Source organism: Shewanella gelidimarina, assembly GCF_023283945.1.
GTDB classification, from domain to species: domain Bacteria; phylum Pseudomonadota; class Gammaproteobacteria; order Enterobacterales; family Shewanellaceae; genus Shewanella; species Shewanella gelidimarina.
Window position 1 is genome coordinate 72,379 of sequence record NZ_JAKIKW010000006.1, and the last position, 22,917, is coordinate 95,295.

Genomic DNA, 22,917 nt, shown 5'->3' on the forward strand with positions numbered 1-22,917 from the left:
GATTAAGTTTATGCGAATTTCTACCGCACAAATGTTTCATCAAAACATTAATAGTGTGACGCAAAAACAGTCACAAACTAGTCAGATCATTGAACAGTTATCAACGGGGAAAAGGGTCAATACAGCCGGAGATGATCCCGTGGCGGCTGTCGGTATAGATAACTTGAAGCAACAAAATGCAATGGTTGATCAGTTTCTAAAGAATATTGATTATGCGACGAATCGCTTATCTGTATCAGAAAGTAAGCTTGGCAGTGCTGAAACTGTGACCAGTAGTATCAGAGAACAAGTGTTGCGGGCGGTAAACGGCACATTATCGGATTCCGATCGGCAAACTGTTGCCGATGAAATGCGTGGCGGCTTAGAAGAGTTAATGGCAATTGCTAACAGCAAAGATGAGTCTGGTAACTATCTATTCGGCGGCTTTAATACTAATAATCAACCATTTGAGTTCGATGCCAGTGGTAATGCCATTTATAACGGTGACAGTGGTGTACGAGGCAGTATCGTGGCTACTGGTGTGACTGTCGGAGCCAATATTCCAGGTGATTTAGCTTTTATGAACGCTGCGAATAGCTTAGGTGATTATGGCGTCAATTATTTGGCCTCTCAAACCGGTGAGTTCACCGTTCAAAGCGCTAAAGTGACAAATTCCATAACACATGTTGCTGATACATATACCTTCACTATGATTGGTAACGATTTAGAAGTCAGAGATTCTACAAATGCGCTAGTGACAACAGAGACCAATTTCGATCCCAAAAAACCGGTCTCGTTTAATGGTATCGAAGTGAAGATCGACGGCATGCCTGCATCTGGCGATGCTTTCACTATGGATCATAAGCCTGAAGTGAGCCTGCTCGATACCATCAATAGTGCCATAGCCCTGATTGAAGATCCTAATAAGGTAAATACTCAATCAGGAAAATCAGAGTTGGCACAAATGTTGAATGATATTGATAGTGGTATGGATCAACTCAATGTTGCAAGGGGTGTTGCGGGAAATAGCTTAAAGAGTTTAGAAAGCTATGGGACGTCACATGATGATGAGAAGATTATAAATAACTCAGCATTATCCATGTTGGAAGATTTGGATTATGCCGAGGCGATAACGCAGTTAGAGCAGCAACAACAAGCTCTTAGTGCTGCATCAAGCGTATTTACTAAGGTGGGCACTGTATCGCTGTTTGATTATATCTAAGAGCTAGTACCACCTAAATAATTTGAATGTAAATTAACCGAAATTAGCCAAGTCTGAAGTCTTGGCAATCAATTAAGACAGAGGATATAAAAATGGCTATTACTGTTAATACCAATGTGACATCGATGAAAGCGCAAAAAAACTTAAATACATCAAGTCAAGGCTTGTCGACATCAATGGAGCGTTTATCCAGTGGTCTTCGTATTAATAGTGCAAAAGACGATGCAGCCGGCCTTGCTATTTCTAACCGCTTAGACTCGCAAGTGCGTGGTTTAGAAGTGGGTATGCGTAACGCTAACGATGCGATTTCAATTGCGCAAATATCAGAAGGTGCAATGCAAGAGCAAACTAACATGCTCCAGCGTATGCGTGACCTTACCATCCAAGCAGAAAATGGTTCAAACAGCCCTGACGATTTAGTCACGATTAAAAATGAAATAACGGCGCTTTCGTCAGAGATCACTGCTATTGCTGACTCTACTGCTTTCGGTAACACTAAATTAATGTCGGGTGGTTTTACTGCCGGTAAATCATTTCAAGTGGGTCATCAAAATGGTGAAAACATTGAGGTAAAGGTCGATAGAATGACAGCCTCTTCACTTGGTGTAAGTAGTCTATCGGTGGGAGCCGCAGCTGATCGTACAACATCATTAACCAATATCGACGCAGCAATTAAAAAAATAGATGGCCAACGTGCAGAGCTTGGTGCTGTTCAAAACCGTCTATCACATAACATTAGTAACAGTGCTAATACACAAGCTAACGTGGCTGATGCTAAGAGCCGTATCGTTGATGTGGATTTCGCGAAAGAAACAGCAACAATGACTAAGAACCAAGTACTACAGCAGACGGGTTCAGCCATGCTGGCACAAGCAAACCAACTGCCACAAGTGGCATTATCGTTACTAGGCTAATCTATAGCCATATCTATTACGAGTATGTTAACTCAATTTAATAGGTAAAATCATGTTTAATGAAATAACCCATACTCAATGCGAAAGCAGGGAGTGTGGGTTTTCTTTTTTAGAGCTTGCTATAATCGGCTGCTATTAAGTAATTGTATTTAAAGGGATAAAAAAATAAACAATAAAATATTTAAAATCAGCTAAAGAATAAAAAAATGCTGCCGTTAAAGTTACTGTAACCCAATAGACCCGCCTGGCGTAAATAGACAGGCAAGTTTTAAAGCCAGGCACTTAAGAGGAATCAAATTATGGCTATTACAGTAAACACCAACGTTACTTCAATGAAAGCACAAAAGAACTTGAATGCATCTAGTCAAGGTTTGGCAACCTCTATGGAGCGTTTATCAAGTGGTCTTCGTATTAATGGTGCGAAGGATGATGCTGCTGGTCTAGCTATCTCTAACCGTTTGGACTCGCAAGTGCGTGGTCTAGAAGTGGGTATGCGTAACGCTAACGATGCAATTTCAATCGCACAGATTTCTGAAGGTGCAATGCAAGAGCAAACTAACATGCTCCAGCGTATGCGAGACCTTACCATCCAAGCAGAAAATGGTTCAAACAGTGCTGATGATTTAGCCACGATTAAAAATGAAATAACGGCGCTTTCGTCAGAGATCACCGCTATTGCTGATACGACCGCATTTGGTAACACTAAATTAATGTCGGGTGGTTTTACTGCCGGTAAATCATTTCAAGTGGGTCATCAAAATGGAGAAAACATTGATGTAAAGGTCGATAGAATGACGGCCTCTTCACTGGGTGTAAGTGGTCTATCGGTGGGAGCCGCAGCTGATCGTACAACATCTTTAACCAATATCGACGCAGCAATTAAAAAAATCGATGGCCAACGTGCAGAGCTTGGTGCGGTTCAAAACCGTCTATCACATAACATTAGTAACAGTGCTAATACACAGGCTAACGTGGCTGATGCTAAGAGCCGTATCGTTGATGTGGATTTCGCGAAAGAAACAGCAACAATGACTAAGAACCAAGTACTACAGCAGACGGGTTCAGCCATGCTGGCACAAGCGAATCAACTACCACAAGTAGCGTTATCTCTGCTTTAATATAGCGAATTAATGTCTAGGCAGTATTAAAGGGGAGATTCGTCATGGATCTCCCCTTTATTGTTTTATATTCCAGATAGAACCGTCTAAATGACATAGCTAGAATAACTTTTATTGAGGTGAAGTATGACAATGGATGTAAATTTCGCTGGTTCCACAATAGCGGTAACGGCTTACATAGCACCGACAGGCAAGCCGGTAGAGCAATCAAAAATATTAAATAACGACAGTACGTTTGATCCGGCCAACGTTGATGAAGCCGAGCAATCCATTGGAGCCGATAAAGCGCTGCAGGGGAAAGAGGGTGAAGCAGGCAATGCTGAAGACCTCAATACGCTGACGGCTGAGCTTACCGATATGATGTCGTTGATGCGCAAAGGACTTGCATTTACCGTTGACGACCGCTCTGGCCGCAATGTGGTGAGTGTAATGGATGTAGACTCTGGTGAGTTGATCCGTCAGATCCCTAATGAAGAAGCGCTAGAATTAGCCAAAAAATTTGCAGAAGTGGCGGGGTTCTTGCTTAAAACAGAGGCGTAATTACTAGCGTCAATAAATTTGTATGTTGTCTAGGAGGCAAGTATGGCATTAACAGCAACAGGTATTGGTTCAGGGTTAGACATTAACAAGATTGTTGGTGTGCTCGTCGATGCTGAAAAATTACCTAAAGAAGCCATATTCGATAAAAAAGAACAAACCATTGACGCTAAGGTCTCTGCTATAGGCACACTCAAGAGTCAGTTATCTACCTTTCAAGACGCGCTTGAAAAGCTCAGTGATCCAGCAGCGCTTAATATTAGAAAAGTGTCTACTGGTGAGAGCAGTTACTTTAGCGCTACCGCAGATGAATCGGCGCAGAAGGGCACCTATCAGATTGAAGTTGAACAACTTGCTAAGACTCATAAAGTTGCCGGTGCTAATGTTGCGAACTCAGCCCTGCCTGTTGGCCAAGGCTCGCTGGATCTCTCAGTAAACGGTGAATCATTTTCTGTGGCGGTAGAGGCAACAGATTCATTAGAAATGATGGCTAATAAAATTAATGATTCATCCGATAATCCTGGTGTTACCGCGACGATTATTACCAGTGATGGCGGTAGCCGTCTGGTATTGAGTTCTGATGAGTCAGGTGTTGATAATCAGGTCAATATCACTGCAACCGATACGGTTGGCAGCGGGCTAAATGATATGTTTGGTGGGGCCAACTTATCGACGTTACAAGCTGCACAAAATGCGGTGTTGTATATTGATGGCCAAAAAGTGACCTCGCAAAGTAATGATGTTGATAATGCGATTACGGGTGTGACTCTTTCACTCACTGATGCGGACTTAACTAAGTCATCAATCCTCAAGATTGAGCAAGATGACAAAGCTGTTAAAGAAAACGTTAAAGCTTTTGTTGAAGCCTATAACACTTTAGTTGGATCTATCGATAAATTGTCGAATTATGACGTTGAAAAAAAGGTGTCGGCAGCGTTACAAGGCGATTCAATGATCCGTGCCATAGAATCGCAAATGCGTAATATGATCAGTAATCGAGTCGATGTGGATGGTGAAACTGTTGCTTTATATGACATAGGCGTTGAAGTCGATCGCTATGGCAAAATGTCGGTGAATGATACTAGGCTTGATAAGGCAATTGCTGAAGATATGGATTTAGTATCAGGGTTATTCTCTACCCCGGATAAAGGTATCGCTAGCAGTCTTGACAGCTTGGTGGAAAGCTATGTAAAAACGGGTGGGTTGATCGACACTCGTGACAATGCATTGACCAGTGATAAAAGCAGATTAGATGATCAGCGAGAATCTTTTTCATTGAAGATGGAAATGCTCGAAGCTCGTCTTTTTAAGCAGTTTAATGCGATGGATTTAATCGTAGGCCAGCTCAATAAGCAGAGTGAGGGACTTACGGACAGATTAAAATCTCTGCCAGGTGTTGTTCGTAAATCGTAAGGTATTTTAGGAGGCAAGTGAGTTGCAATCTTTGTCAGAGTTAAATATTAAATTAGTTGAAGTACTGAAAGAATTACAGATTGTAGCAGTTGAAGATGAAACTAGCGACGAGTTGGTATTATCTTTGCATGTTATGGTGGGGGAGCGTCAACTTTTACTTGTGAGTGTCTTTGAAAATGCAAGTATTGAAGATGCTATTGAGATGGAAAAGCAACTTGGGCTTACTAAAGTATTTGAGGCACAAGCAAAAACCATCTTGAAACATCGCCAAACGCTATTGCATGCAGGACGTAAAAGTAAACGACAGCTAAATGTTTATAAAGCTATAGATACAAATTAGGTAGGTTTTAATGAGAAGATCACTTCAATCATATCGTAAGGTTTCATTAGACAGTGAAATTTCAGTTGCTTCACCACATCGTATTATTCAGATGATGTTTGATGGGGCACTACAACGTCTTGCACAGAGTCGCTATGCGATTGAAAATAATGACTTACAAAGTAAAGGAGTTTATGTTGGCAAGGCTATAGGTATTATAACGGGGCTAAATAACAGTCTTAATATGGATGCTGGTGGAGACGTATCTCAAAATTTGAGTGATCTTTATGACTTTATGTTGCGTCGTATTACGGAAGCAAACGCCAATAATGATGCTAAAGCTTTGGATGATGTTAGTGATATATTGAGAACCATTAAAGAAGGATGGGACGCCATACCTTCAGACAAACACCACATTGATTCATATGCAGGTATGAGCTGATTTTACTTAACGAGAAAGAAAAATACGGCTCTCCTTTTTGACATCTGTCAAAATACTGTCGATGCCAAATTGGCGAGTGCTGAGTTTTTAAGCAAAATAGATCCTGTTTATCATAAACTTCATCAGAGGCTTGCTAATGGCGAGCCGATAATACACTATTCAGTTTGGTAGTGGATTTGAAGGTATTTCTTTGAGAAGCTACCGGCTTTAAATAATAAGCAACTAACACTAATAATTAATGCGCTGATACATATAAGCCTAACGGCCTTCGGAATGATGCAAAAAGATCAACGAATTCTACTTGTCGGTAACCAGTCAGAGCGAATTAATCGCTTGTCATGTGTTTTTGAGTTTTTAGGTGAGCAAGTCGAGTTAGTCGGTTTCGATAAACTTGAGTTGCATACAAAACAAGCGCGTTTTCGTGCGATTGTTTTGCCCGCTGAAGCTCAATCAAAAGAACTTATTCAGTCTTTGGCTGGAGCGCTTCCGTGGCAGCCATTTTTGCTGCTGGGTGACGTTGCCGATGTTAAAGCCTCGAATATTCTTGGCTGTATCGAAGAACCACTAAATTATCCTCAGCTCACTGAGTTACTTCACTTCTGCCAAGTTTTTGGCCAAGTGAAGCGAGCTGATGTGCCTACCAGTGCCAATCAAACAAAACTGTTTCGCAGCCTCGTTGGCCGCAGTGAAGGTATCGCTAACGTGCGCCACCTCATTAGCCAAGTTGCCAGTTCTGAAGCCACAGTGTTAATCCTTGGGCAATCAGGTACAGGTAAAGAGGTTGTAGCACGAAATATTCATTATATTTCAGAGCGCCGCGATGGACCCTTTATTCCAGTTAACTGTGGTGCAATACCGGCAGAATTGTTAGAAAGCGAGTTGTTTGGCCACGAGAAAGGCTCATTTACCGGTGCAATTAGTGCCCGTAAAGGTCGATTCGAATTAGCAGAAAAAGGCACTCTGTTTCTTGATGAAATAGGCGACATGCCGCTGCAAATGCAAGTTAAGCTGCTACGTGTATTACAAGAGCGAGTGTTTGAACGTGTGGGTGGCAGTAAGTCTATTGCAGCTGACGTTCGAGTTGTTGCGGCGACACATAGAAATCTTGAAAACATGATTGAAGAGGGTAGCTTTAGAGAAGATCTCTATTACCGCTTGAATGTGTTTCCAATAGAAATGCCTGCTTTGTGTGAACGCAAAGAAGATATTCCATTATTATTGCAAGAACTGGTTAGCCGAGTGTATAACGAAGGCCGTGGCCGAGTGCGTTTTACTCAAAGAGGCATAGAGTCGCTTAAAGAGCATGCATGGTCTGGTAACGTTCGTGAGTTATCCAACTTAGTCGAGCGCTTAACCATCTTGTACCCCGGTGGACTGGTTGATGTTAATGACTTACCGATTAAGTATCGTCATATTGATGTACCAGAATATTGTATAGAAGTCAGTGAAGAGGAGCTTGAGCGTGATGCGCTAGCCTCTATCTTTAATGATGACGAGCCTATTGAGATACCTGAGTCTCGCTTCCCAAGTGAGCTGCCTCCTGAAGGGGTTAACTTAAAAGATCTGCTGGCTGAGCTTGAAATCGACATGATTAGACAAGCATTAGATCAGCAAGATAACGTGGTTGCCCGCGCAGCTGAAATGCTCGGTATTCGCCGTACAACGCTGGTTGAGAAAATGCGTAAATATGGTTTAGGTAAAGATTAAAAGCCGGTAAAAGCTGAGATGGTTTAAAGCCGGTTCGAGCAGAGATGGTACAAGCTAAGACGGTGAAGCCAAGACGATTAAAGCTGAGATGGTAAAAATCGATTAAGAGCCGGTTTAAAGACGGTACAAGCTGAGACGGTGGAAATCGGTTAAGAGCCGGTTTTAAGACGGTACAAGCCAAGACGATTCAAGCTGAGATGGTTTAAAGCCGGATAATGCAGAGACGATACAAGCAGAGACGATAAAAATCGGTTTAAAGCCGATTTAAAGACGGTACAAGCTGAGACGGTTTAAAGCCGGTTCGAGCAGAGACGGTGAAAATCGGTTAAGAGCCGATTTAAAGACGGTACAAGCTGAGACGGTGAAAATCGATTAAAAGCCGATTAAAAGCCGGTTCGAGCAGAGATGGTGAAAATCGGTTAAGAGCCGATTAAAAGACGATACAAGCTAAGACGGTGAAAATCGATTAAAAATCGATTAAAAGCCGATTAAAAGCCGGATAGTGCTGAGATGGTTTAAAGCCGGTTCAAGCAGAGATGCTACAAGCTAAGACGATTCGAGCTGAGATGGTACGAGCTAATTATAAGCACTGATTTAAAATTAGAAAGCCAGAAGCATAGCTCCTGGCTTTTTTTGTTTTTTTGTTTTTTGTTTTAATCTTTTCCTGCTTTTCCTGCTTTTCCTGCTTTTCCTGCTTTTCCCGTAAGCGAAGCGTCCGTCTTTGCCTGTTTCGTCTTAGCTCTATTCGTTTTTTCACCGTTCATCTTAGCTTGTTTCATCTTAGCTTTATTCTGCTTTCCTAGTGCCTTCCTAAGTTGGCACAAAACCTGCTTCACCCCCTCAAATGCAGTTTTTTTGACGGAGTCATAATGTCCGCAGTCCCTCAGCCACAATTTGATGCACTAACAAGCCATCGTCCACAACAGGTCGACGTTCAGCAAGCCGCGAATATGTCCAATCGTATGGATCATATTCTGCAGGCGATGCCATCGGGTGTAGTGATCATCAATGGTGATGGTATTGTGACAGACGCAAATCCGGTAGCAATCGAGTTGCTTGGCGGTCCATTAGAAGGGCTACGCTGGTTTAAAGTGATCAATCAGGCTTTCTCACCTAAAGATGATGATGGTCATGAAGTGTCACTGCGCAATGGGCGCCGCGTTAAACTTGCGATTACGCCATTAACGCCAGAACCTGGTCAGCTCATCGTGTTAACTGATTTGACCGAAACCCGTTTATTGCAAAAGAACCTGTCACATCTACAAAGGTTGTCAGCATTAGGCAAAATGGTGGCAACACTGGCACACCAAGTGCGTACGCCTCTGAGTGCCGCCTTGTTGTATGCCTCCAATCTTGCCAACCCTAAAATTTCCGATACCGCAAGAAAGCGCTTTCAGGGAAAGCTGGTCGATAGACTCAACGAGTTAGAGCATCAAGTTAACGATATGCTGCTAATGGCAAAAGGCCGCAAGCAGGAACTGGACGTGATTGTCTCTATTGAAGAGGTGATGGATAGCGTACTGAATAACTGCCAACCAATCTCGGCGCAAAAAGGCTGCCAGCTGGATTTTGTCAATCATTCGAGACAGGGTATTCGCGCAAATGATTCAGCGTTAAGTTCAGCGATAAATAATCTGGTGGTGAACAGCATTGAAGCTGGCGCGACCAAGATAGAGATAAAGGCCTACGATACGGCCACAGCACTGCATGTTGATGTGATAGATAACGGCAAAGGGTTAGATGCTGACATGCAGCAACAAGTGCTTGAACCCTTCTTTACCACTAAGCCTCAAGGCACGGGACTTGGACTGGCAGTGGTGCAATCTGTGGTGAATAATCATGGTGGCATGATGCAGTTGAGTTGTCATGTTGGTGAAGGCTGCACCGCCTCGCTTAAATTCCCTTTAGTGGCTAAAGCCAATATCACTGAATCAGTCGTAGGAGCTTAAACGCATGTCTGAAGGTAAATTACTGTTAGTTGAAGATGATGCTTCATTACGAGAAGCCTTATTAGACACGCTTATGCTAGCGCAATATGAGTGCGTAGATGTTGAATCGGCAGAAGCGGGCATTCTGGCGTTAAAAAATGATTCATTTGATATGGTTATAAGTGATGTGCAAATGGAGGGGGTTGGCGGTTTAGGCTTGCTTAATTACCTGCAACATAATCACCCTAAAGTCCCCATGTTATTGATGACGGCTTACGCAACGATTGATAACGCGGTCAATGCGATGAAGTTAGGCGCCGTCGATTATCTGGCTAAACCTTTTTCACCCGAAGTGCTGCTTAACCAAGTATCAAGATACCTACCCGCTAAATCGACAGAGGGCACCCCGGTTGTCGCCGACGAAAAGAGTTTAGCCCTGCTATCTCTGGCTCAACGAGTGGCCGCGTCAGATGCATCTGTGATGATCATGGGCCCAAGTGGCAGTGGTAAAGAGGTCTTGGCGCGTTTTATTCATCAGCACAGCAATCGCTCTACAGGGGCTTTTGTCGCGATAAACTGCGCTGCAATTCCTGAGAACATGCTTGAAGCAACGCTTTTTGGCTATGAAAAGGGCGCATTTACGGGCGCTTATCAAGCCTGCCCAGGTAAATTTGAGCAAGCACAAGGCGGCACGCTACTGCTTGATGAAATTTCAGAGATGGAAGTGGGCTTGCAAGCGAAGTTACTGCGAGTGTTACAAGAGCGCGAAGTGGAGCGACTCGGTGGCCGTAAGACCATTAAGCTAGACGTACGCGTATTGGCGACCTCAAACCGTGATTTAAAAGCGTTGGCGGCATCGGGAGAGTTTAGAGAAGATCTTTATTATCGGATCAATGTATTCCCGCTCACTTGGCCAGCGCTAAATCAACGTCCTGCGGATATTTTGCCCTTAGCAAGACACCTTATTAATCGTCACTCTTTAGCGATGAATAAAACCGAAGTACCAGTATTGGCTGAATGTGCGTCGCGGAGATTGTTAACCCACCGTTGGCCTGGCAATGTGCGCGAACTCGACAATGTGGTACAACGTGCGCTGATTTTAAATGTGTCTAACGAAATAACCCTCGCTGATATTATTATCGATAATTGCGATATTCCGCTTAACGCAGAGTCATTTCCTGTCGAAGAGGAAAAGACTACAGAGCTTGACGGTTTAGGAACTGAACTTAAAGCACAGGAACACGTGATTATTCTAGAAACTTTGACTCAATGTCATGGCAGCCGTAAAGCCGTCGCCGAAAAACTGGGGATCAGTGCTCGAACTCTACGCTATAAAATGGCTAAAATGCGCGACTCTGGGATTAAAATACCGGCTTAAAAGACGATTTCGATTCGGGCTGAGAGCTGGTTAGGGGCCGATTAGGGGCCGGTTTAAAGCCGGTTTAAAGCCGATTAAAAGCCGGATAGTGCAAAGACGGTTCAAGCAGAGACGGTGAACATCGGTTAAGAGCTGGTTAGGAGCCGATTAAGAGCCGGTTTAAAGCCGGATAGTGCAAAGACGGTTCAAGCAGAGATGGTGAACATCGGTTAAGAGCCGGATAATGCCAAGACGATACAAGCTGAGACGGTTCAAGCTGAGACGGTGAACATCGGTTAAGAGCCGGATAATGCCAAGACGATTCAAGCTGAGATTATTCAAGCTGAGACGATTCAAGCTGAGACGATTCAAGCTGAGACGATTCAAGCTGAGACGATTCAAGCTGAGACGATTCAAGCTGAAACGATACAAGCTGAGACGATTCAAGCTGAGATGATTTAAGCAGCTATGGAAGAGGTTTGTTGAACTTTGGCTGCTTTTTGTTTTAAGCTTTTCCTGCTTTTCCTGCTTTTCCTGCTTTTCCTGCTTTTCCTGCTTTTCCTGCTTTTCCTGCTTTTCCCGTAAGCGAAGCGTCCGTCTTTGCCTGTTTCGTCTTAGCTTTCTCCCCGCTTTACAGTAAGCGAAGCGTCCGTCTTTGCTTGTCCCGGCTTAGCTCTATTCGCTTTCCACCGTTCGTCTTAGCTTTCCCCGCTTTTTACCGTTCATTTAAACTCTGGCACGATTACTGCTTTATCTAGTTCAATATAAGTTTTTCGTCAAGAAAACGACATTGGGAGATAGTAATGCAAATCGGCGCTAATTCTTTACTGCAAGAGATGCAGTCACTTAACGGCCAAATTGGCTCACCTGGGATCCAAACCGGTATTGCTCGCCAAGTGAATAACACTTCAGGTGCTGATTTTGGGCAGCTTCTCTCTCAAGCTGTTGGAAATGTGAGCGAACTTCAATCGAATGCGGGTAATTTGGCCACTCGCCTTGATATGGGCGACACCACAGTGACATTATCTGATACCGTGATTGCGCGTGAGAAATCTAGCGTTGCTTTTGAAGCAACAGTGCAAGTAAGAAATAAGCTGGTACAAGCTTATAAAGACATTATGAGTATGCCTGTTTAGGCCTAACTAACAGCAGGTAGCAATTGTGAGTACAGAAATGGTCGTAGGAACAGGTTCAAATGTCGCAACCAGTGGACAATCAGGTGGCGTTCAAGAGGAACATAAATCTGGTGTGATGGGCTCTATTGGTAATATCGATATGTTACGCCAAGTGACCATGATCTTGGCATTAGCGATCTGTTTGGCATTGGCTGTTTTTGTGATGATTTGGGCGCAAGAGCCTGAATATCGTCCTTTGGGTCAAATGAATACTCAGGAGATGGTACAAGTACTCGATGAACTTGATAAGAATAAAATCCCCTACCAGATCCAAGGGGATGTGCTTAAGATCCCAGAAGACAAATATCAAGATGTGAAGATGATGCTAAGCCGTGCTGGTTTAGATCAAGCCGCTACAAATGACGACTATTTAAGTAAAGACAGTGGTTTTGGCGTGAGCCAGCGAATGGAACAAGCCCGCCTTAAACATAGCCAAGAACAAAACCTTGCAAGAACCATCGAAGAGTTAAAAAGTGTTAGCCGCGCTAAAGTCATCTTAGCCTTACCAAAAGAAAACGTATTTGCTCGCAATCGCTCAAAGCCGAGTGCGACAGTGGTAGTGAGTACCCGACGTGGCGGCCTTGGCCAAGAAGAGGTCGATTCAATTGTCGATATTGTGGCGTCAGCGGTACATAACTTAGAACCTAATAAAGTCACAGTGACTGACTCAAACGGTCGCCTGCTTAATTCCGGCAGCCAAGATGGCGTATCGGCCATTGCGCGCCGCGAACTCGAAATTGTTCAGCAAAAAGAGTCTGAGTATCGTAACAAGGTTGAGTCTATTTTGATGCCAATCTTGGGGCCTGAGAACTTTACTTCTCAAGTGGACGTCAGCATGGACTTTACTGCCGTAGAACAAACCGCTAAGCGCTACAATCCCGATTTACCTGCACTGCGCAGTGAAATGGTGGTGGAAAATAATTCAAATGGCAACACCAGTGGCGGTATTCCTGGGGCGCTGTCTAACCAACCACCAATGAACGCAGATATCCCACAAGAGGCTGGTAGCGAATCGACCTCGGTTAGATCTGGTAACAGCCATAAAGAAGCCACCCGAAACTATGAACTCAATGAAACCATAAGCCATACCCGCCAACAAGTTGGCACGTTAAGACGCGTGAGTGTGTCGGTTGCTGTTGATTTTAAAAACGCTCCAGTTGCCGAAGACGGCAGTGTGACCAGAGTGCCACGCACCGAGCAAGAATTGGCTAACATTCGTCGCTTGCTTGAAGGTGCCGTCGGGTTTAATACTCAACGTGGCGACATGATTGAAGTGGTTACCGTGCCGTTTATGGACCAACTCATTGAAGATGCTCCAGCAGTTGAAGTTTGGGAACAACCTTGGTTCTGGCGTGGAGTGAAGCTGGGCTTGGGGACTTTAGTTGCGCTGGTTATTGTGGTGTTTGTCATCAGCCCTATGCTGAAACGTATTGTTTACCCTGATAGCGCCAAAATGCTTGACGAGCCAAAGATAGGTGATGAGCTTGCTGAGATTGAAGATCAGTATGCCGCTGACACATTAGGCATGCTCGAGCGACCCGAAGCTGAATACAGTTATGCCGATGATGGGTCGATTTTAATCCCCGATCTGCATAAAGATGATGACATGATTAAAGCCATCCGCGCCATTGTCGCGAATGAACCTGAACTATCGACTCAAGTCGTGAAAAATTGGTTATTAGAAGATGACAAATAATATTGGTGTAGAGGGCAAAACCGTTGCACCTGCTGCAGGTTTTAAAGCTCAAGATTTAACGGGTGTTGAAAAAACGGCCATATTGCTCCTGAGCCTAAGCGAAAGTGATGCCGCTTCTATTCTGAAACACCTTGAGCCTAAGCAGGTTCAAAAGGTGGGTATGGCAATGGCAGCGATGCAAGATTTTGGACAAGAGAAAGTCATTGGCGTGCATAAGCTATTCTTGGATGACATCCAAAAGTACTCCTCTATCGGTTTTAACAGTGAAGAGTTTGTGCGTAAGGCGCTTACTGCTGCGCTTGGCGAAGACAAAGCCGGCAATCTTATCGAACAGATTATTATGGGCAGTGGGGCTAAAGGTCTCGATTCACTTAAGTGGATGGACGCGCGCCAAGTCGCGACCATTATCCAAAATGAGCACCCACAAATTCAAACGATTGTGCTGTCCTATCTTGAGCCAGACCAAGCGGCAGAAATTTTTGCTCAGTTCCCAGAAAATACCCGTTTAGATTTAATGATGCGTATTGCAAACCTCGAAGAGGTGCAACCTGCAGCGCTACAAGAGCTTAACGATATTATGGAGAAACAGTTTGCTGGCCAAGGTGGCGCACAAGCTGCCAAGATGGGTGGCCTGAAAGCGGCTGCTAACATCATGAACTACCTCGATACTGGCGTTGAAAGTCACCTGATGGAAACCATGCGCGAGTCTGATGAAGAGATGGCACAGCAGATCCAAGACTTAATGTTTGTCTTTGAAAACCTAAGCGATGTAGACGATATGGGTATTCAGGTATTGCTTAGAGAAGTGCAGCAAGATGTGTTGATGAAGGCGCTAAAAGGCACAGATGAACAACTCAAAGAGAAGTTACTGAGTAACATGTCTAAACGTGCCGCTGAACTGCTGCGTGATGATTTAGAGGCGATGGGTCCAATTCGAATTAGCGAAGTGGAAGTCGCTCAAAAAGAGATTTTATCAATTGCACGACGTCTGAGTGAAAGTGGTGAGTTGATGCTCGGTGGCGGCAGCGGTGAAGAGTTCTTATAATGGCTGATCCTAAAGAGCCCAAAGGGGTAACCGTCAATACCACTGATGAGTTTGGTCATTGGGACCTTCCCGATATTACAGAAGAGATTGATAGCTCATCGCTGAATATGTTTGGTCGACATGGCTTGCATGTTGACGTAGACGATGAGACCGAAATTGAAGCGATTTTACCTCCAACACTGACCGAAATTGAAGATATCCGTGCTCACGCCGAGCAAGAAGGCTTTGTACAGGGTCAAGAAAACGGCCATGCAGAAGGACTTGAAAAGGGCCGTTTAGAGGGGCTGGAGCAAGGCCATACTGAAGGTTTTGAGCAGGGAAAAGAGCAAGGTTACGAAGCGGGCCTGCAGGCCTCCGCTGAGATACTACAAAGATTCGAAGCGTTACTTACCCAATTTGAACAACCGCTGAGTATATTAGATACCGAAATTGAAAAAGAGCTGTTGTCGACATCAATGAGCTTGGCTAAGGCAGTGATCGGTCATGAGCTTAAAACGCATCCTGAGCATATCTTGAGCGCACTGCGTCAAGGCGTTGACTCACTGCCGATCAAAGAGCAGAAAGTGAACATTAGATTGTCACCAGACGATGAATCTTTAGTCACCGATTTATACACTGCTGCGCAATTGGAACGTAACCGATGGGACATTGAAGCCGACCCCAGTTTATCGGCAGGTGATTGCATCATCCATAGTGTCCGTAGCCATATTGATATGACCGTGGATACGCGTATTCAGCACGTGTTTTTTGAACTAGAGAAAAGCCAACAAGATCTGTTGCAGCGCAAAGAGCAACAAGAAGAGGCGTTACTTAACCAGCGTCTGAGCAGTCAATCCGCAGCGGCTGCAGAAGTCGCGACTGCGACTGTACAGCCCTCACAAGATCAGCCTCCAGTAACCGAAGGTGAACATGCCAACACGCCAACACCGACTGCGCAGTAAACTGGCGCAGCACCACAAAAAAGTTAACCCTTTTGTTGCAGAAGCCAGCGGGCAGCTCGTGCGTGTGGTGGGTTTGACGCTCGAAGCAACGGGTTGCCGAGCCTCTGTTGGCAGTCTGTGCTCCATCGAAACCATGACCGGTGACTTAGTTGCTGAAGTGATTGGTTTTGACGATGATTTACTTTACCTGATGCCAATTGAAGAACTCAACGGTGTGTTGCCAGGCGCTAAAGTGACGCCATTGGGTCAGCAATCAGGCCTGAGCGTGGGTTTGGCATTGTTAGGGCGAGTGCTCGATGGCAGTGGCGTACCAATAGATGGTTTAGGCAATCTACAAACCGATCAAAAAGCCCCTACACATACAACCGCAATCAATCCATTAGCAAGGCGAGCGATAAGTGAGCCATTGGATGTTGGTGTTCGCGCGATTAACTCGATGTTGACCGTCGGCAAAGGCCAACGAATGGGCTTGTTTGCAGGCTCTGGTGTGGGTAAAAGTGTGCTGTTAGGCATGATGACGCGAGGGACTAACGCCGACATTATTGTGGTGGGGTTAGTGGGCGAACGTGGTCGAGAAGTCAAAGAATTCATTGAAGAGATCTTGGGGCCAGAAGGGCGTGCCCGCTCAGTCGTGGTGGCAGCGCCTGCTGATACTTCGCCCTTGATGCGACTTCGCGCTTGTGAAACATCGACTCGAATTGCCGAGTATTTTCGTGATATGGGTTATAGCGTACTGTTACTGATGGACAGCCTAACCCGTTATGCTCAAGCACAGCGAGAGATTGCGTTAGCGGTGGGTGAACCCCCTGCGACGAAAGGATATCCGCCTTCAGTATTCGCAAAACTCCCCAAACTGGTTGAACGCGCAGGAAACGGCGGCGGCAAGCAAGGCTCTATAACGGCGTTTTACACCGTGCTCACCGAGGGCGATGATCTGCAAGACCCTATCGCCGATGCATCGCGTGCCATTCTTGATGGCCATATTGTGTTGTCACGATCGCTTGCGGATTCAGGGCATTACCCAGCTATTGATATTGAGGCGTCAATTAGCCGTGTTGCGCCTATGGTGATTAGCACTGCGCATTTAGAAGCGATGCGCCGTGTTAAGCAGGTGTATTCGCTTTATCAACAGAATAAAGATCTGATTTCAATTGGGGCTTACACTCAGGGAAGTGACCCTAGAATCGATAATGCTATCCGCTTGCAACCTGCGATGAATGCATTTTTGCGACAAACCATGAAAGATACCATTACCTTCGAAAGCAGTGAGCTAATGCTGAGCCAACTCGGTGCACAATGTCATGTCTAGCGCTGATGAGTAAATACTAAAATGGCTAAAGTCGATCCACTTCTTACCGTACTCAAGCTCACTAAGGATGCGGAAGAGCAAGCATCGCTACAACTGCGTACCGCTCAGTTAGAGCTGCAGCGTAGGCAAACGCAATTAAAGGCGCTGCAGGACTATCGTTTAGATTACATGAAACAGATGGAGCAGCAGCAAGGAAAACAAATTAGCGCGAGCTATTACCATCAGTTCCACCAGTTTGTGCGCCAAATTGATAACGCCATTGTGCAGCAAGTTAACACGGTGCAAGAAGCACTCACTCAGCAACAACACCGTCAAAGCTATTGGCAAGAGAAACAACAAAAACGTAAGGCGGTAGAGTTATTGCTGGCTAAAAAAGCCGATGCAGCACAACTTGCAGAGCAACGTAGAGAACAAAAAATGGTAGACGAGTTTGCATCGCAACAGTTTTACCGAAAATCCCGCCGATAGTTTTTCCTCTGTCACTTTTGTTGGCATTATAATTGCTATGTATGGTAATGAAAGCCATATATCAAGCCGATATTTTGACGCCTAATACCAGACTCATAGCAGAATAAGATAGACATTTTGTGCTTGTTAAGGCAACGCTGACGGAGAAGTTATGCAGCAGATGACCAATATATTACTCAGTAGCGCTGATGCCGCTGCCGCAAAAAAGGTGAGCCCTAACAGTCAGCCTGAACTTAATGTCGATGGCGACAATTTCTCAGCAGCCTTAGAAAAAGCCAGTCAAACGGATCCGGCGTCAAATACAAAGTACAAAAATGAGCAAAGTAACACTGACACTTCATCAGCAAATGCTACCACTCAAAACAGTACGGTAGCAGTGCAAAACGGTAAGGCTGAAGATGCTGAGGTTAGCGATGACGTTAGCCAAGTGCTAGCACAAATTAATCTTGCCAATAACTTCCCAAGCGATGCAGAGAGTCAATCGATGATTGCCGCTGACGGCGAAACCTTGCCGTTAGTCGATGATATGCAGATAGCGCAAGAAAAGGTCGTTAAAGAGGGGGATTTACCTGCCGATACGAGCACTGACATGTCCGATGACATGTCCGATGAAATGTCTGATGAAATATTGCAAGCGTTAAGCTTTCAAAGTGGTATTTCTGAAGCTGCACTTCGCAATATGCCAGCACAAGAACTCAACGCTTTATTAGCACAGAGCCAAATACTGGATGTTGATGGTGAGCTATTAACTCAATATGCTATTACAGCTCCTTCTCTGGCAGCAACGTCAGCTGATGCCGCGAGAGCCCAAGCGATTAACGACGGATCAACAGCTCCAACGTCAGCAGCGCTGAATGGCGGTGTTGATGGAGCAAAACTCGCCAATGGCGTTCAAACGGGTAATGAACTGACAAACCCAACAAGTAAAGCCGATAGTCGTGATATTTTAGGTAAAGAAGCGGCGATGCAAGCAGGTACAGAGCTGGGCGCAACGCAACGAGCTGAGATAGAAAAAGGGGTGAGCGCAAAATCTGCGCTGGGCGATGTTAACAATATGACAGCCGCGACAGAGCAGTTAAAAGGCGCCGAGCTTTCCGTGAGGTTAACGCCTATTCAGATGGGGCTAGAGGCCAATCTCGCCAGTGGCAGTGCAACGTTATCGACTGAAGAGATTAAAACCGCCGCAGGATTACAAGCACATAATTTACAAATACAGCAAAGTTTAACCCGTGTTGAGCCGCAACAAATACAACTTTCACTTAAACAGTATGCGGACCAAGCCACACAGATGCAGGAGATGATCCAGCGATTCTCGCCGGTAATGAAGCAGCAATTAATCACCATGGTGAGTCAAGGTGTTCAACACGCTGAAATTCGCTTAGATCCGGCGGAGCTTGGCAGCATGATTGTACGCATTCAGGTGCAAGGTGATACCACCCAAGTACAGTTTCAAGTCTCACAACATCAAACACGTGATTTAGTTGAGCAAGCAATGCCAAGATTACGGGAAATGCTGGCTGAACAAGGTATGCAATTGACCGATGGTCAGGTATCTCAAGGTAACGGTGGCAATGAACAAGCTTTCCAGGGTGATAGAGACAGCCAAGGCCAAAGTCACCCTGAAATGGACGAAATTTCAGCAGAAGATCGAGTTGGTGGCACAAATCTAGCTTCTAGTGCCGCATCAGGTATAGATTATTATGCATAAGCAGGTACCCTATAGCCGTTCTACTTCAAAGTGCATGTTTCAGAGCTGCTTGAAATAGAACGGGTATAAAGCACGATAAGTCATTTGGCTTAATATGTGACTCAATAACCAGTTAAGCAGAGCATAGATGCTCGAGTTAGGGAAAGCAGATGGCAGAAGAACAATCATTAGAGCTCGAGGTTAATGACGAGCCCAAAAGTAAGAAAAAGTTAATATTGTTTGGTGGTATTGCAGTTGCACTTTTCATTGTTATCGCTGCGACGTTATGGATGTTATTGAGCGGTGGTGATGCTGAACAGAACTCGGAGGGTCAACCTACCGCAGCAGAAGAGACTGCAAATCAAGGAGAAGCCTTTTACGCTGCTATGCCACGACCGTTCCTATTTAACTTGCCAGGTAACGGCCGCACGCGACTTGTTGAAATCAAAGTGCAGTTGATGGTGCGCGGCAAGGACGATGATGTATTGATTAAAAAGCACATTCCACTGATTGAAGATGCACTACTGACCACATTTAGTGGTGCGGATGTGCAAAAACTCAGTACCCAAGCAGGCAAAGATGAGATGCGTTTGTTAGCCCTGCTCAATGTGCAAAACACCTTGCAGCCCATTATTGGTCGTAAAGTGGTTGAAAAAGTATTATTTACCGGCTTTGTGATGCAGTAAGTGTGCACGGCTTTTTGTAAACCAAACGTTTTAATATAAGCAAAGGCAATATCGTGAGTGATTTATTAAGCCAAGACGAAATTGATGCGCTACTACACGGTGTAGATGACGTTGAAGAGGACATGATTCAGGACGACGAGCTTGATGCCCGTTCTTATGATTTCTCTTCCCAAGACCGTATTGTGCGTGGCCGAATGCCAACGCTTGAGATTGTTAACGAGCGCTTTGCTCGCCACTTGCGCATTAGCATGTTTAACATGATGCGCCGAGCGGCAGAAGTGTCGATCAATGGTGTGCAAATGCTCAAGTTTGGTGAGTACGTTCATACCCTTTTTGTACCGACCAGTTTAAACATGGTGCGCTTTAGTCCATTAAAAGGCACGGCGCTGATCACCATGGAAGCGAGATTGGTGTTTATCTTGGTTGATAACTTTTTTGGAGGTGATGGACGATTCCACGCCAAAATAGAAGGTCGAGAATTTACCCCAACTGAGCGCCGCATTGTTCAATTGCTGCTAAAGATCATTTTTGAAGATTATAAAGAAGCGTGGGCGCCAGTAATGGATGTTGAGTTTGATTATCTCGACTCTGAAGTTAACCCCGCGATGGCGAACATCGTCAGCCCGACTGAGGTCGTGGTGGTGAGTTCATTCCATATCGAAGTGGATGGCGGCGGCGGAGATTTTCATATCACTATGCCGTATTCCATGATTGAGCCGATCCGAGAGTTACTCGATGCAGGTGTGCAAAGTGATACTCAAGATACCGACATGCGTTGGTCTCAGGCGCTACGAGATGAGATCATGGACGTAGATGTGGGTATTGATGCCACCGTGGTGGAACATCAACTGACCCTGCGTGAAGTGCTCGAGTTCAAAGCGGGCGATGTTATTCCCGTTGAACTGCCTGAATATATTGTTTTAAAAGTTGAAGACCTTCCCACTTATCGTTGTAAGATGGGGAAAACAAAAGAGAATCTTGCATTAAAGATTTGCGAAAAAATTCCTAGACCGGAAACGGCTAAGACAGAGTTGCAGTTGGTTACGCATAAAGGTAAGCCACGCGAACGTTCTGAGATATAAGGTGATACGTCGATGAGTACAGATACAGGTGATGATTGGGCTGCAGCAATGGCTGAGCAAGCAATTGAAGAAGCACAAGCAGTTGAACTTGATGAGTTTAGTAGCGATGCTGCTCATTTCAGTCAAGAGGAAGCGTCAAAACTCGATGCGATAATGGACATTCCGGTGACTATTTCGATGGAAGTCGGTCGCAGTTTTATCAATATTCGTAATTTACTGCAGTTAAACCAAGGCTCGGTGGTTGAATTAGACCGTATTGCTGGCGAGCCATTAGATGTCATGGTCAATGGTACGTTAATCGCCCACGGTGAGGTGGTTGTGGTCAATGACAAGTTTGGTATTCGTTTAACCGACGTTATTAGCCAAACTGAGCGGATCAAAAAGCTTAAATAGAAAGGATGAGTAATGAGTTTTCAGATGGTATTAGCAAGTCTTGCTAGCGTTGCCGCTACAGCTGAGAAGTCGGCTGCACCCTCAAGTGTTGCTACGCTTGCCAGTATGGTGGGAGGCCTAATTGTTGTTTTATTGCTGATTTTTGCCTTAGCTTATATGGTGAAGCGACTGAATCTAGTGCCTAGTAACCAAGGGGTGCTAAAAACCATCGCCGTTACGCCACTGGGCCAAAAAGAAAAACTGGTGTTAGTTGAAGTCGATGGCCAGCAATATCTGCTCGGCGTCACACCACATCAAGTCAATTTGGTCGATAAACTCACCACGCCAGTTGAGCAGCCTAAAGTTTCTTTTGCGGATCGATTACGTCAAGTGAAGTCGTCACAATGATAAAATGGAGTATGTTGTTTGTTGGGCTGGCGCTGTCTTTGCTCTCACCGACGGCCCTTGCCGCAACGGGGATCTTACCTGCGGTAACAGTGTCGACAGGGGCCGATGGCTCGACCCAATATTCGGTGACGATGCAGATTTTGCTGTTGATGACAGCACTAAGCTTTATTCCTGCAGCGGTCATTATGTTGACCTCATTCACGCGTATTATCGTCGTCTTATCTATTTTGCGACAAGCGATTGGTTTACAGCAGGCACCGTCTAACCAAATTTTAATCGGCATCAGTATGTTTATGACATTTTTTATTATGTCGCCGGTATTTGATAAGATTTATGACCAAGCAGTATTGCCCTATATTGAACAGGGAATGCCAATCGAACAAGCGTTCAATACCGGTAAGGGGCCGTTGAAAGACTTTATGTTAGCGCAGGTTCGCTTAACTGATTTAGATACCTTTATTGAAATTTCGGGCTATCAAAACATTAATGAGCCTGAAGATGCGCCAATGAGCGTGATCATTCCCGCCTTTATCACCAGTGAACTTAAGACCGCATTTCAAATTGGTTTTATGTTATTCGTGCCATTCTTGGTATTAGATTTGGTGGTGGCCAGTATTTTGATGGCCATGGGTATGATGATGTTGTCGCCGATGATTGTCTCTTTGCCATTTAAGATCATGCTGTTCGTATTGGTTGATGGCTGGAGCTTAGTCATGGGTACGTTAGCGAATAGTTTCGGATTATAGGTAGGCTATGACTCCAGAGGCGCTCATTAATATTGTAGATATCTGCCATGAAGCATTAGCAGCCATAGTTTCTCGCTTGTTTATTGAAGGTAGCTTATGACTCCAGAAGCCCTGATTGATATTTTTCGAGAAGCCCTTACCGTGATTGTTACCATGGTATCGATGATTATTGTGCCAGGATTGATTGTGGGTTTGGTTGTTGCCGTTTTTCAGGCTGCTACCTCTATTAACGAACAAACATTGAGTTTCTTACCTCGTCTACTGACGACGTTATTTGGCTTGATGTTCATGGGCCATTTACTGGTGCAAACCATGATGGAGTTTTTTTTGCAGATGGTGAATATGATCCCGCAGGTCATAGGCTAA

The 22,917-nt window shown here is 44.8% G+C and carries 24 protein-coding genes; 23 read left to right on the forward strand and 1 reads right to left on the reverse strand.

Features of this window, described 5'->3' with window-relative positions:
• Positions 1 to 10 precede the first annotated feature (10 nt).
• From flgL to L2729_RS07425, 8 genes are all read left to right on the forward strand, one after another.
• Positions 11 to 1,201, forward strand: coding sequence for a flagellar hook-associated protein FlgL (gene flgL / locus L2729_RS07390; RefSeq protein WP_248987702.1), 1,191 nt, complete (start codon positions 11 to 13; stop codon positions 1,199 to 1,201).
• Between the two features lie 92 nt (positions 1,202 to 1,293).
• Entirely contained in the window at positions 1,294 to 2,115 is an 822-nt protein-coding gene (locus tag L2729_RS07395; RefSeq protein WP_248987703.1) for a flagellin N-terminal helical domain-containing protein, read from the forward strand.
• Positions 2,116 to 2,414: 299 nt separating this feature from the next.
• On the forward strand, positions 2,415 to 3,233 hold the full coding sequence (locus L2729_RS07400; RefSeq protein ID WP_248987704.1) for a flagellin N-terminal helical domain-containing protein: 819 nt from the start codon (positions 2,415 to 2,417) through the stop codon (positions 3,231 to 3,233).
• 132 nt (positions 3,234 to 3,365) lie between these two features.
• Positions 3,366 to 3,773 carry a flagellar protein FlaG gene (locus L2729_RS07405; protein ID WP_248987705.1) on the forward strand — a complete coding sequence of 136 codons (408 nt, stop codon included), beginning with the start codon at positions 3,366 to 3,368 and terminating at the stop codon, positions 3,771 to 3,773.
• A gap of 42 nt (positions 3,774 to 3,815) precedes the next feature.
• Positions 3,816 to 5,183 (forward strand): flagellar filament capping protein FliD, encoded by a 1,368-nt coding sequence (gene fliD, locus L2729_RS07410; RefSeq protein ID WP_248987706.1) that lies wholly within the window; start codon positions 3,816 to 3,818, stop codon positions 5,181 to 5,183.
• A 22-nt stretch (positions 5,184 to 5,205) separates the two neighbouring features.
• Complete coding sequence (locus tag L2729_RS07415) at positions 5,206 to 5,523, forward strand: hypothetical protein (protein ID WP_248987707.1); 318 nt, start codon at positions 5,206 to 5,208, stop codon at positions 5,521 to 5,523.
• 10 nt (positions 5,524 to 5,533) lie between these two features.
• Entirely contained in the window at positions 5,534 to 5,944 is a 411-nt protein-coding gene (fliS, locus tag L2729_RS07420) for a flagellar export chaperone FliS (protein WP_248987708.1), read from the forward strand.
• 273 nt (positions 5,945 to 6,217) lie between these two features.
• Positions 6,218 to 7,651, forward strand: coding sequence for a sigma-54 dependent transcriptional regulator (locus tag L2729_RS07425; RefSeq protein ID WP_283104172.1), 1,434 nt, complete (start codon positions 6,218 to 6,220; stop codon positions 7,649 to 7,651).
• A gap of 653 nt (positions 7,652 to 8,304) precedes the next feature.
• On the opposite strand, the gene L2729_RS21660 is transcribed toward L2729_RS07425, so the two are convergent.
• Positions 8,305 to 8,430 (reverse strand): hypothetical protein, encoded by a 126-nt coding sequence (locus L2729_RS21660; RefSeq protein WP_283104173.1) that lies wholly within the window; start codon positions 8,428 to 8,430, stop codon positions 8,305 to 8,307.
• A 90-nt stretch (positions 8,431 to 8,520) separates the two neighbouring features.
• Here L2729_RS21660 and L2729_RS07430 point away from each other — a divergent pair, with 90 nt between their 5' ends.
• The 15 genes from L2729_RS07430 to L2729_RS07500 all read left to right on the forward strand — a co-directional run bounded on the left by L2729_RS07430 (position 8,521) and on the right by L2729_RS07500 (position 22,917).
• Positions 8,521 to 9,600: a sensor histidine kinase gene (locus L2729_RS07430; RefSeq protein ID WP_248987709.1), complete on the forward strand. Its 1,080-nt coding sequence runs from the start codon at positions 8,521 to 8,523 to the stop codon at positions 9,598 to 9,600.
• 4 nt (positions 9,601 to 9,604) lie between these two features.
• On the forward strand, positions 9,605 to 10,957 hold the full coding sequence (locus L2729_RS07435; RefSeq protein WP_248987710.1) for a sigma-54-dependent transcriptional regulator: 1,353 nt from the start codon (positions 9,605 to 9,607) through the stop codon (positions 10,955 to 10,957).
• A gap of 782 nt (positions 10,958 to 11,739) precedes the next feature.
• Positions 11,740 to 12,072 (forward strand): flagellar hook-basal body complex protein FliE, encoded by a 333-nt coding sequence (gene fliE, locus L2729_RS07440; RefSeq protein WP_101092219.1) that lies wholly within the window; start codon positions 11,740 to 11,742, stop codon positions 12,070 to 12,072.
• Between the two features lie 37 nt (positions 12,073 to 12,109).
• Positions 12,110 to 13,807 carry a flagellar basal-body MS-ring/collar protein FliF gene (gene fliF / locus L2729_RS07445; protein WP_248987791.1) on the forward strand — a complete coding sequence of 566 codons (1,698 nt, stop codon included), beginning with the start codon at positions 12,110 to 12,112 and terminating at the stop codon, positions 13,805 to 13,807.
• Positions 13,797 to 14,852: a flagellar motor switch protein FliG gene (gene fliG, locus L2729_RS07450; protein ID WP_248987711.1), complete on the forward strand. Its 1,056-nt coding sequence runs from the start codon at positions 13,797 to 13,799 to the stop codon at positions 14,850 to 14,852. The genes fliF and fliG overlap by 11 nt, the downstream gene beginning before the upstream one ends.
• Positions 14,852 to 15,793, forward strand: a complete 942-nt coding sequence (gene fliH, locus L2729_RS07455; RefSeq protein WP_248987712.1) for a flagellar assembly protein FliH — start codon at positions 14,852 to 14,854, stop codon at positions 15,791 to 15,793. The genes fliG and fliH overlap by 1 nt, the downstream gene beginning before the upstream one ends.
• On the forward strand, positions 15,762 to 17,102 hold the full coding sequence (gene fliI / locus L2729_RS07460; RefSeq protein ID WP_248987713.1) for a flagellar protein export ATPase FliI: 1,341 nt from the start codon (positions 15,762 to 15,764) through the stop codon (positions 17,100 to 17,102). Before fliH ends, fliI begins: the two co-directional genes overlap by 32 nt.
• Positions 17,103 to 17,123: 21 nt before the next feature.
• On the forward strand, positions 17,124 to 17,570 hold the full coding sequence (fliJ, locus tag L2729_RS07465) for a flagellar export protein FliJ (RefSeq protein WP_102038497.1): 447 nt from the start codon (positions 17,124 to 17,126) through the stop codon (positions 17,568 to 17,570).
• Between the two features lie 151 nt (positions 17,571 to 17,721).
• On the forward strand, positions 17,722 to 19,278 hold the full coding sequence (locus tag L2729_RS07470) for a flagellar hook-length control protein FliK (protein ID WP_248987714.1): 1,557 nt from the start codon (positions 17,722 to 17,724) through the stop codon (positions 19,276 to 19,278).
• A gap of 149 nt (positions 19,279 to 19,427) precedes the next feature.
• Positions 19,428 to 19,943, forward strand: a complete 516-nt coding sequence (fliL, locus tag L2729_RS07475; RefSeq protein ID WP_248987715.1) for a flagellar basal body-associated protein FliL — start codon at positions 19,428 to 19,430, stop codon at positions 19,941 to 19,943.
• Positions 19,944 to 19,996: 53 nt separating this feature from the next.
• Entirely contained in the window at positions 19,997 to 21,025 is a 1,029-nt protein-coding gene (fliM, locus tag L2729_RS07480) for a flagellar motor switch protein FliM (protein WP_101092211.1), read from the forward strand.
• Positions 21,026 to 21,037: 12 nt separating this feature from the next.
• Positions 21,038 to 21,418, forward strand: coding sequence for a flagellar motor switch protein FliN (gene fliN, locus L2729_RS07485; RefSeq protein WP_101092210.1), 381 nt, complete (start codon positions 21,038 to 21,040; stop codon positions 21,416 to 21,418).
• 12 nt (positions 21,419 to 21,430) lie between these two features.
• Positions 21,431 to 21,805, forward strand: a complete 375-nt coding sequence (fliO, locus tag L2729_RS07490; protein ID WP_101092209.1) for a flagellar biosynthetic protein FliO — start codon at positions 21,431 to 21,433, stop codon at positions 21,803 to 21,805.
• A gap of 11 nt (positions 21,806 to 21,816) precedes the next feature.
• Positions 21,817 to 22,551 carry a flagellar type III secretion system pore protein FliP gene (fliP, locus tag L2729_RS07495; RefSeq protein WP_428848233.1) on the forward strand — a complete coding sequence of 245 codons (735 nt, stop codon included), beginning with the start codon at positions 21,817 to 21,819 and terminating at the stop codon, positions 22,549 to 22,551.
• Positions 22,552 to 22,647: 96 nt separating this feature from the next.
• Positions 22,648 to 22,917 carry a flagellar biosynthetic protein FliQ gene (locus tag L2729_RS07500; RefSeq protein ID WP_101092207.1) on the forward strand — a complete coding sequence of 90 codons (270 nt, stop codon included), beginning with the start codon at positions 22,648 to 22,650 and terminating at the stop codon, positions 22,915 to 22,917.

Excerpts from the sequence above, each read along its gene's own strand:
- L2729_RS07400 (WP_248987704.1), top strand. The coding sequence starts at position 2,415 with ATGGCTATTACAGTAAACACCAACGTTACTTCAATGAAAGCACAAAAG.
- L2729_RS07470 (WP_248987714.1), top strand. The coding sequence starts at position 17,722 with ATGCAGCAGATGACCAATATATTACTCAGTAGCGCTGATGCCGCTGCC.
- L2729_RS07395 (WP_248987703.1), top strand. The coding sequence starts at position 1,294 with ATGGCTATTACTGTTAATACCAATGTGACATCGATGAAAGCGCAAAAA.
- L2729_RS07435 (WP_248987710.1), top strand. The coding sequence starts at position 9,605 with ATGTCTGAAGGTAAATTACTGTTAGTTGAAGATGATGCTTCATTACGA.
- fliN (WP_101092210.1), top strand. The coding sequence starts at position 21,038 with ATGAGTACAGATACAGGTGATGATTGGGCTGCAGCAATGGCTGAGCAA.
- L2729_RS07425 (WP_283104172.1), top strand. The coding sequence starts at position 6,218 with ATGATGCAAAAAGATCAACGAATTCTACTTGTCGGTAACCAGTCAGAG.
- L2729_RS07405 (WP_248987705.1), top strand. The coding sequence starts at position 3,366 with ATGGATGTAAATTTCGCTGGTTCCACAATAGCGGTAACGGCTTACATA.
- fliD (WP_248987706.1), top strand. The coding sequence starts at position 3,816 with ATGGCATTAACAGCAACAGGTATTGGTTCAGGGTTAGACATTAACAAG.
- fliH (WP_248987712.1), top strand. The coding sequence starts at position 14,852 with ATGGCTGATCCTAAAGAGCCCAAAGGGGTAACCGTCAATACCACTGAT.
- fliF (WP_248987791.1), top strand. The coding sequence starts at position 12,110 with ATGGTCGTAGGAACAGGTTCAAATGTCGCAACCAGTGGACAATCAGGT.
- L2729_RS07500 (WP_101092207.1), top strand. The coding sequence starts at position 22,648 with ATGACTCCAGAAGCCCTGATTGATATTTTTCGAGAAGCCCTTACCGTG.
- flgL (WP_248987702.1), top strand. The coding sequence starts at position 11 with ATGCGAATTTCTACCGCACAAATGTTTCATCAAAACATTAATAGTGTG.
- L2729_RS21660 (WP_283104173.1), bottom strand. The coding sequence starts at position 8,430 with ATGAAACAAGCTAAGATGAACGGTGAAAAAACGAATAGAGCTAAGACG.
- fliP (WP_428848233.1), top strand. The coding sequence starts at position 21,817 with ATGTTGTTTGTTGGGCTGGCGCTGTCTTTGCTCTCACCGACGGCCCTT.
- fliJ (WP_102038497.1), top strand. The coding sequence starts at position 17,124 with ATGGCTAAAGTCGATCCACTTCTTACCGTACTCAAGCTCACTAAGGAT.
- fliO (WP_101092209.1), top strand. The coding sequence starts at position 21,431 with ATGAGTTTTCAGATGGTATTAGCAAGTCTTGCTAGCGTTGCCGCTACA.
- fliE (WP_101092219.1), top strand. The coding sequence starts at position 11,740 with ATGCAAATCGGCGCTAATTCTTTACTGCAAGAGATGCAGTCACTTAAC.
- fliS (WP_248987708.1), top strand. The coding sequence starts at position 5,534 with ATGAGAAGATCACTTCAATCATATCGTAAGGTTTCATTAGACAGTGAA.
- fliL (WP_248987715.1), top strand. The coding sequence starts at position 19,428 with ATGGCAGAAGAACAATCATTAGAGCTCGAGGTTAATGACGAGCCCAAA.
- fliG (WP_248987711.1), top strand. The coding sequence starts at position 13,797 with ATGACAAATAATATTGGTGTAGAGGGCAAAACCGTTGCACCTGCTGCA.
- L2729_RS07430 (WP_248987709.1), top strand. The coding sequence starts at position 8,521 with ATGTCCGCAGTCCCTCAGCCACAATTTGATGCACTAACAAGCCATCGT.
- fliI (WP_248987713.1), top strand. The coding sequence starts at position 15,762 with ATGCCAACACGCCAACACCGACTGCGCAGTAAACTGGCGCAGCACCAC.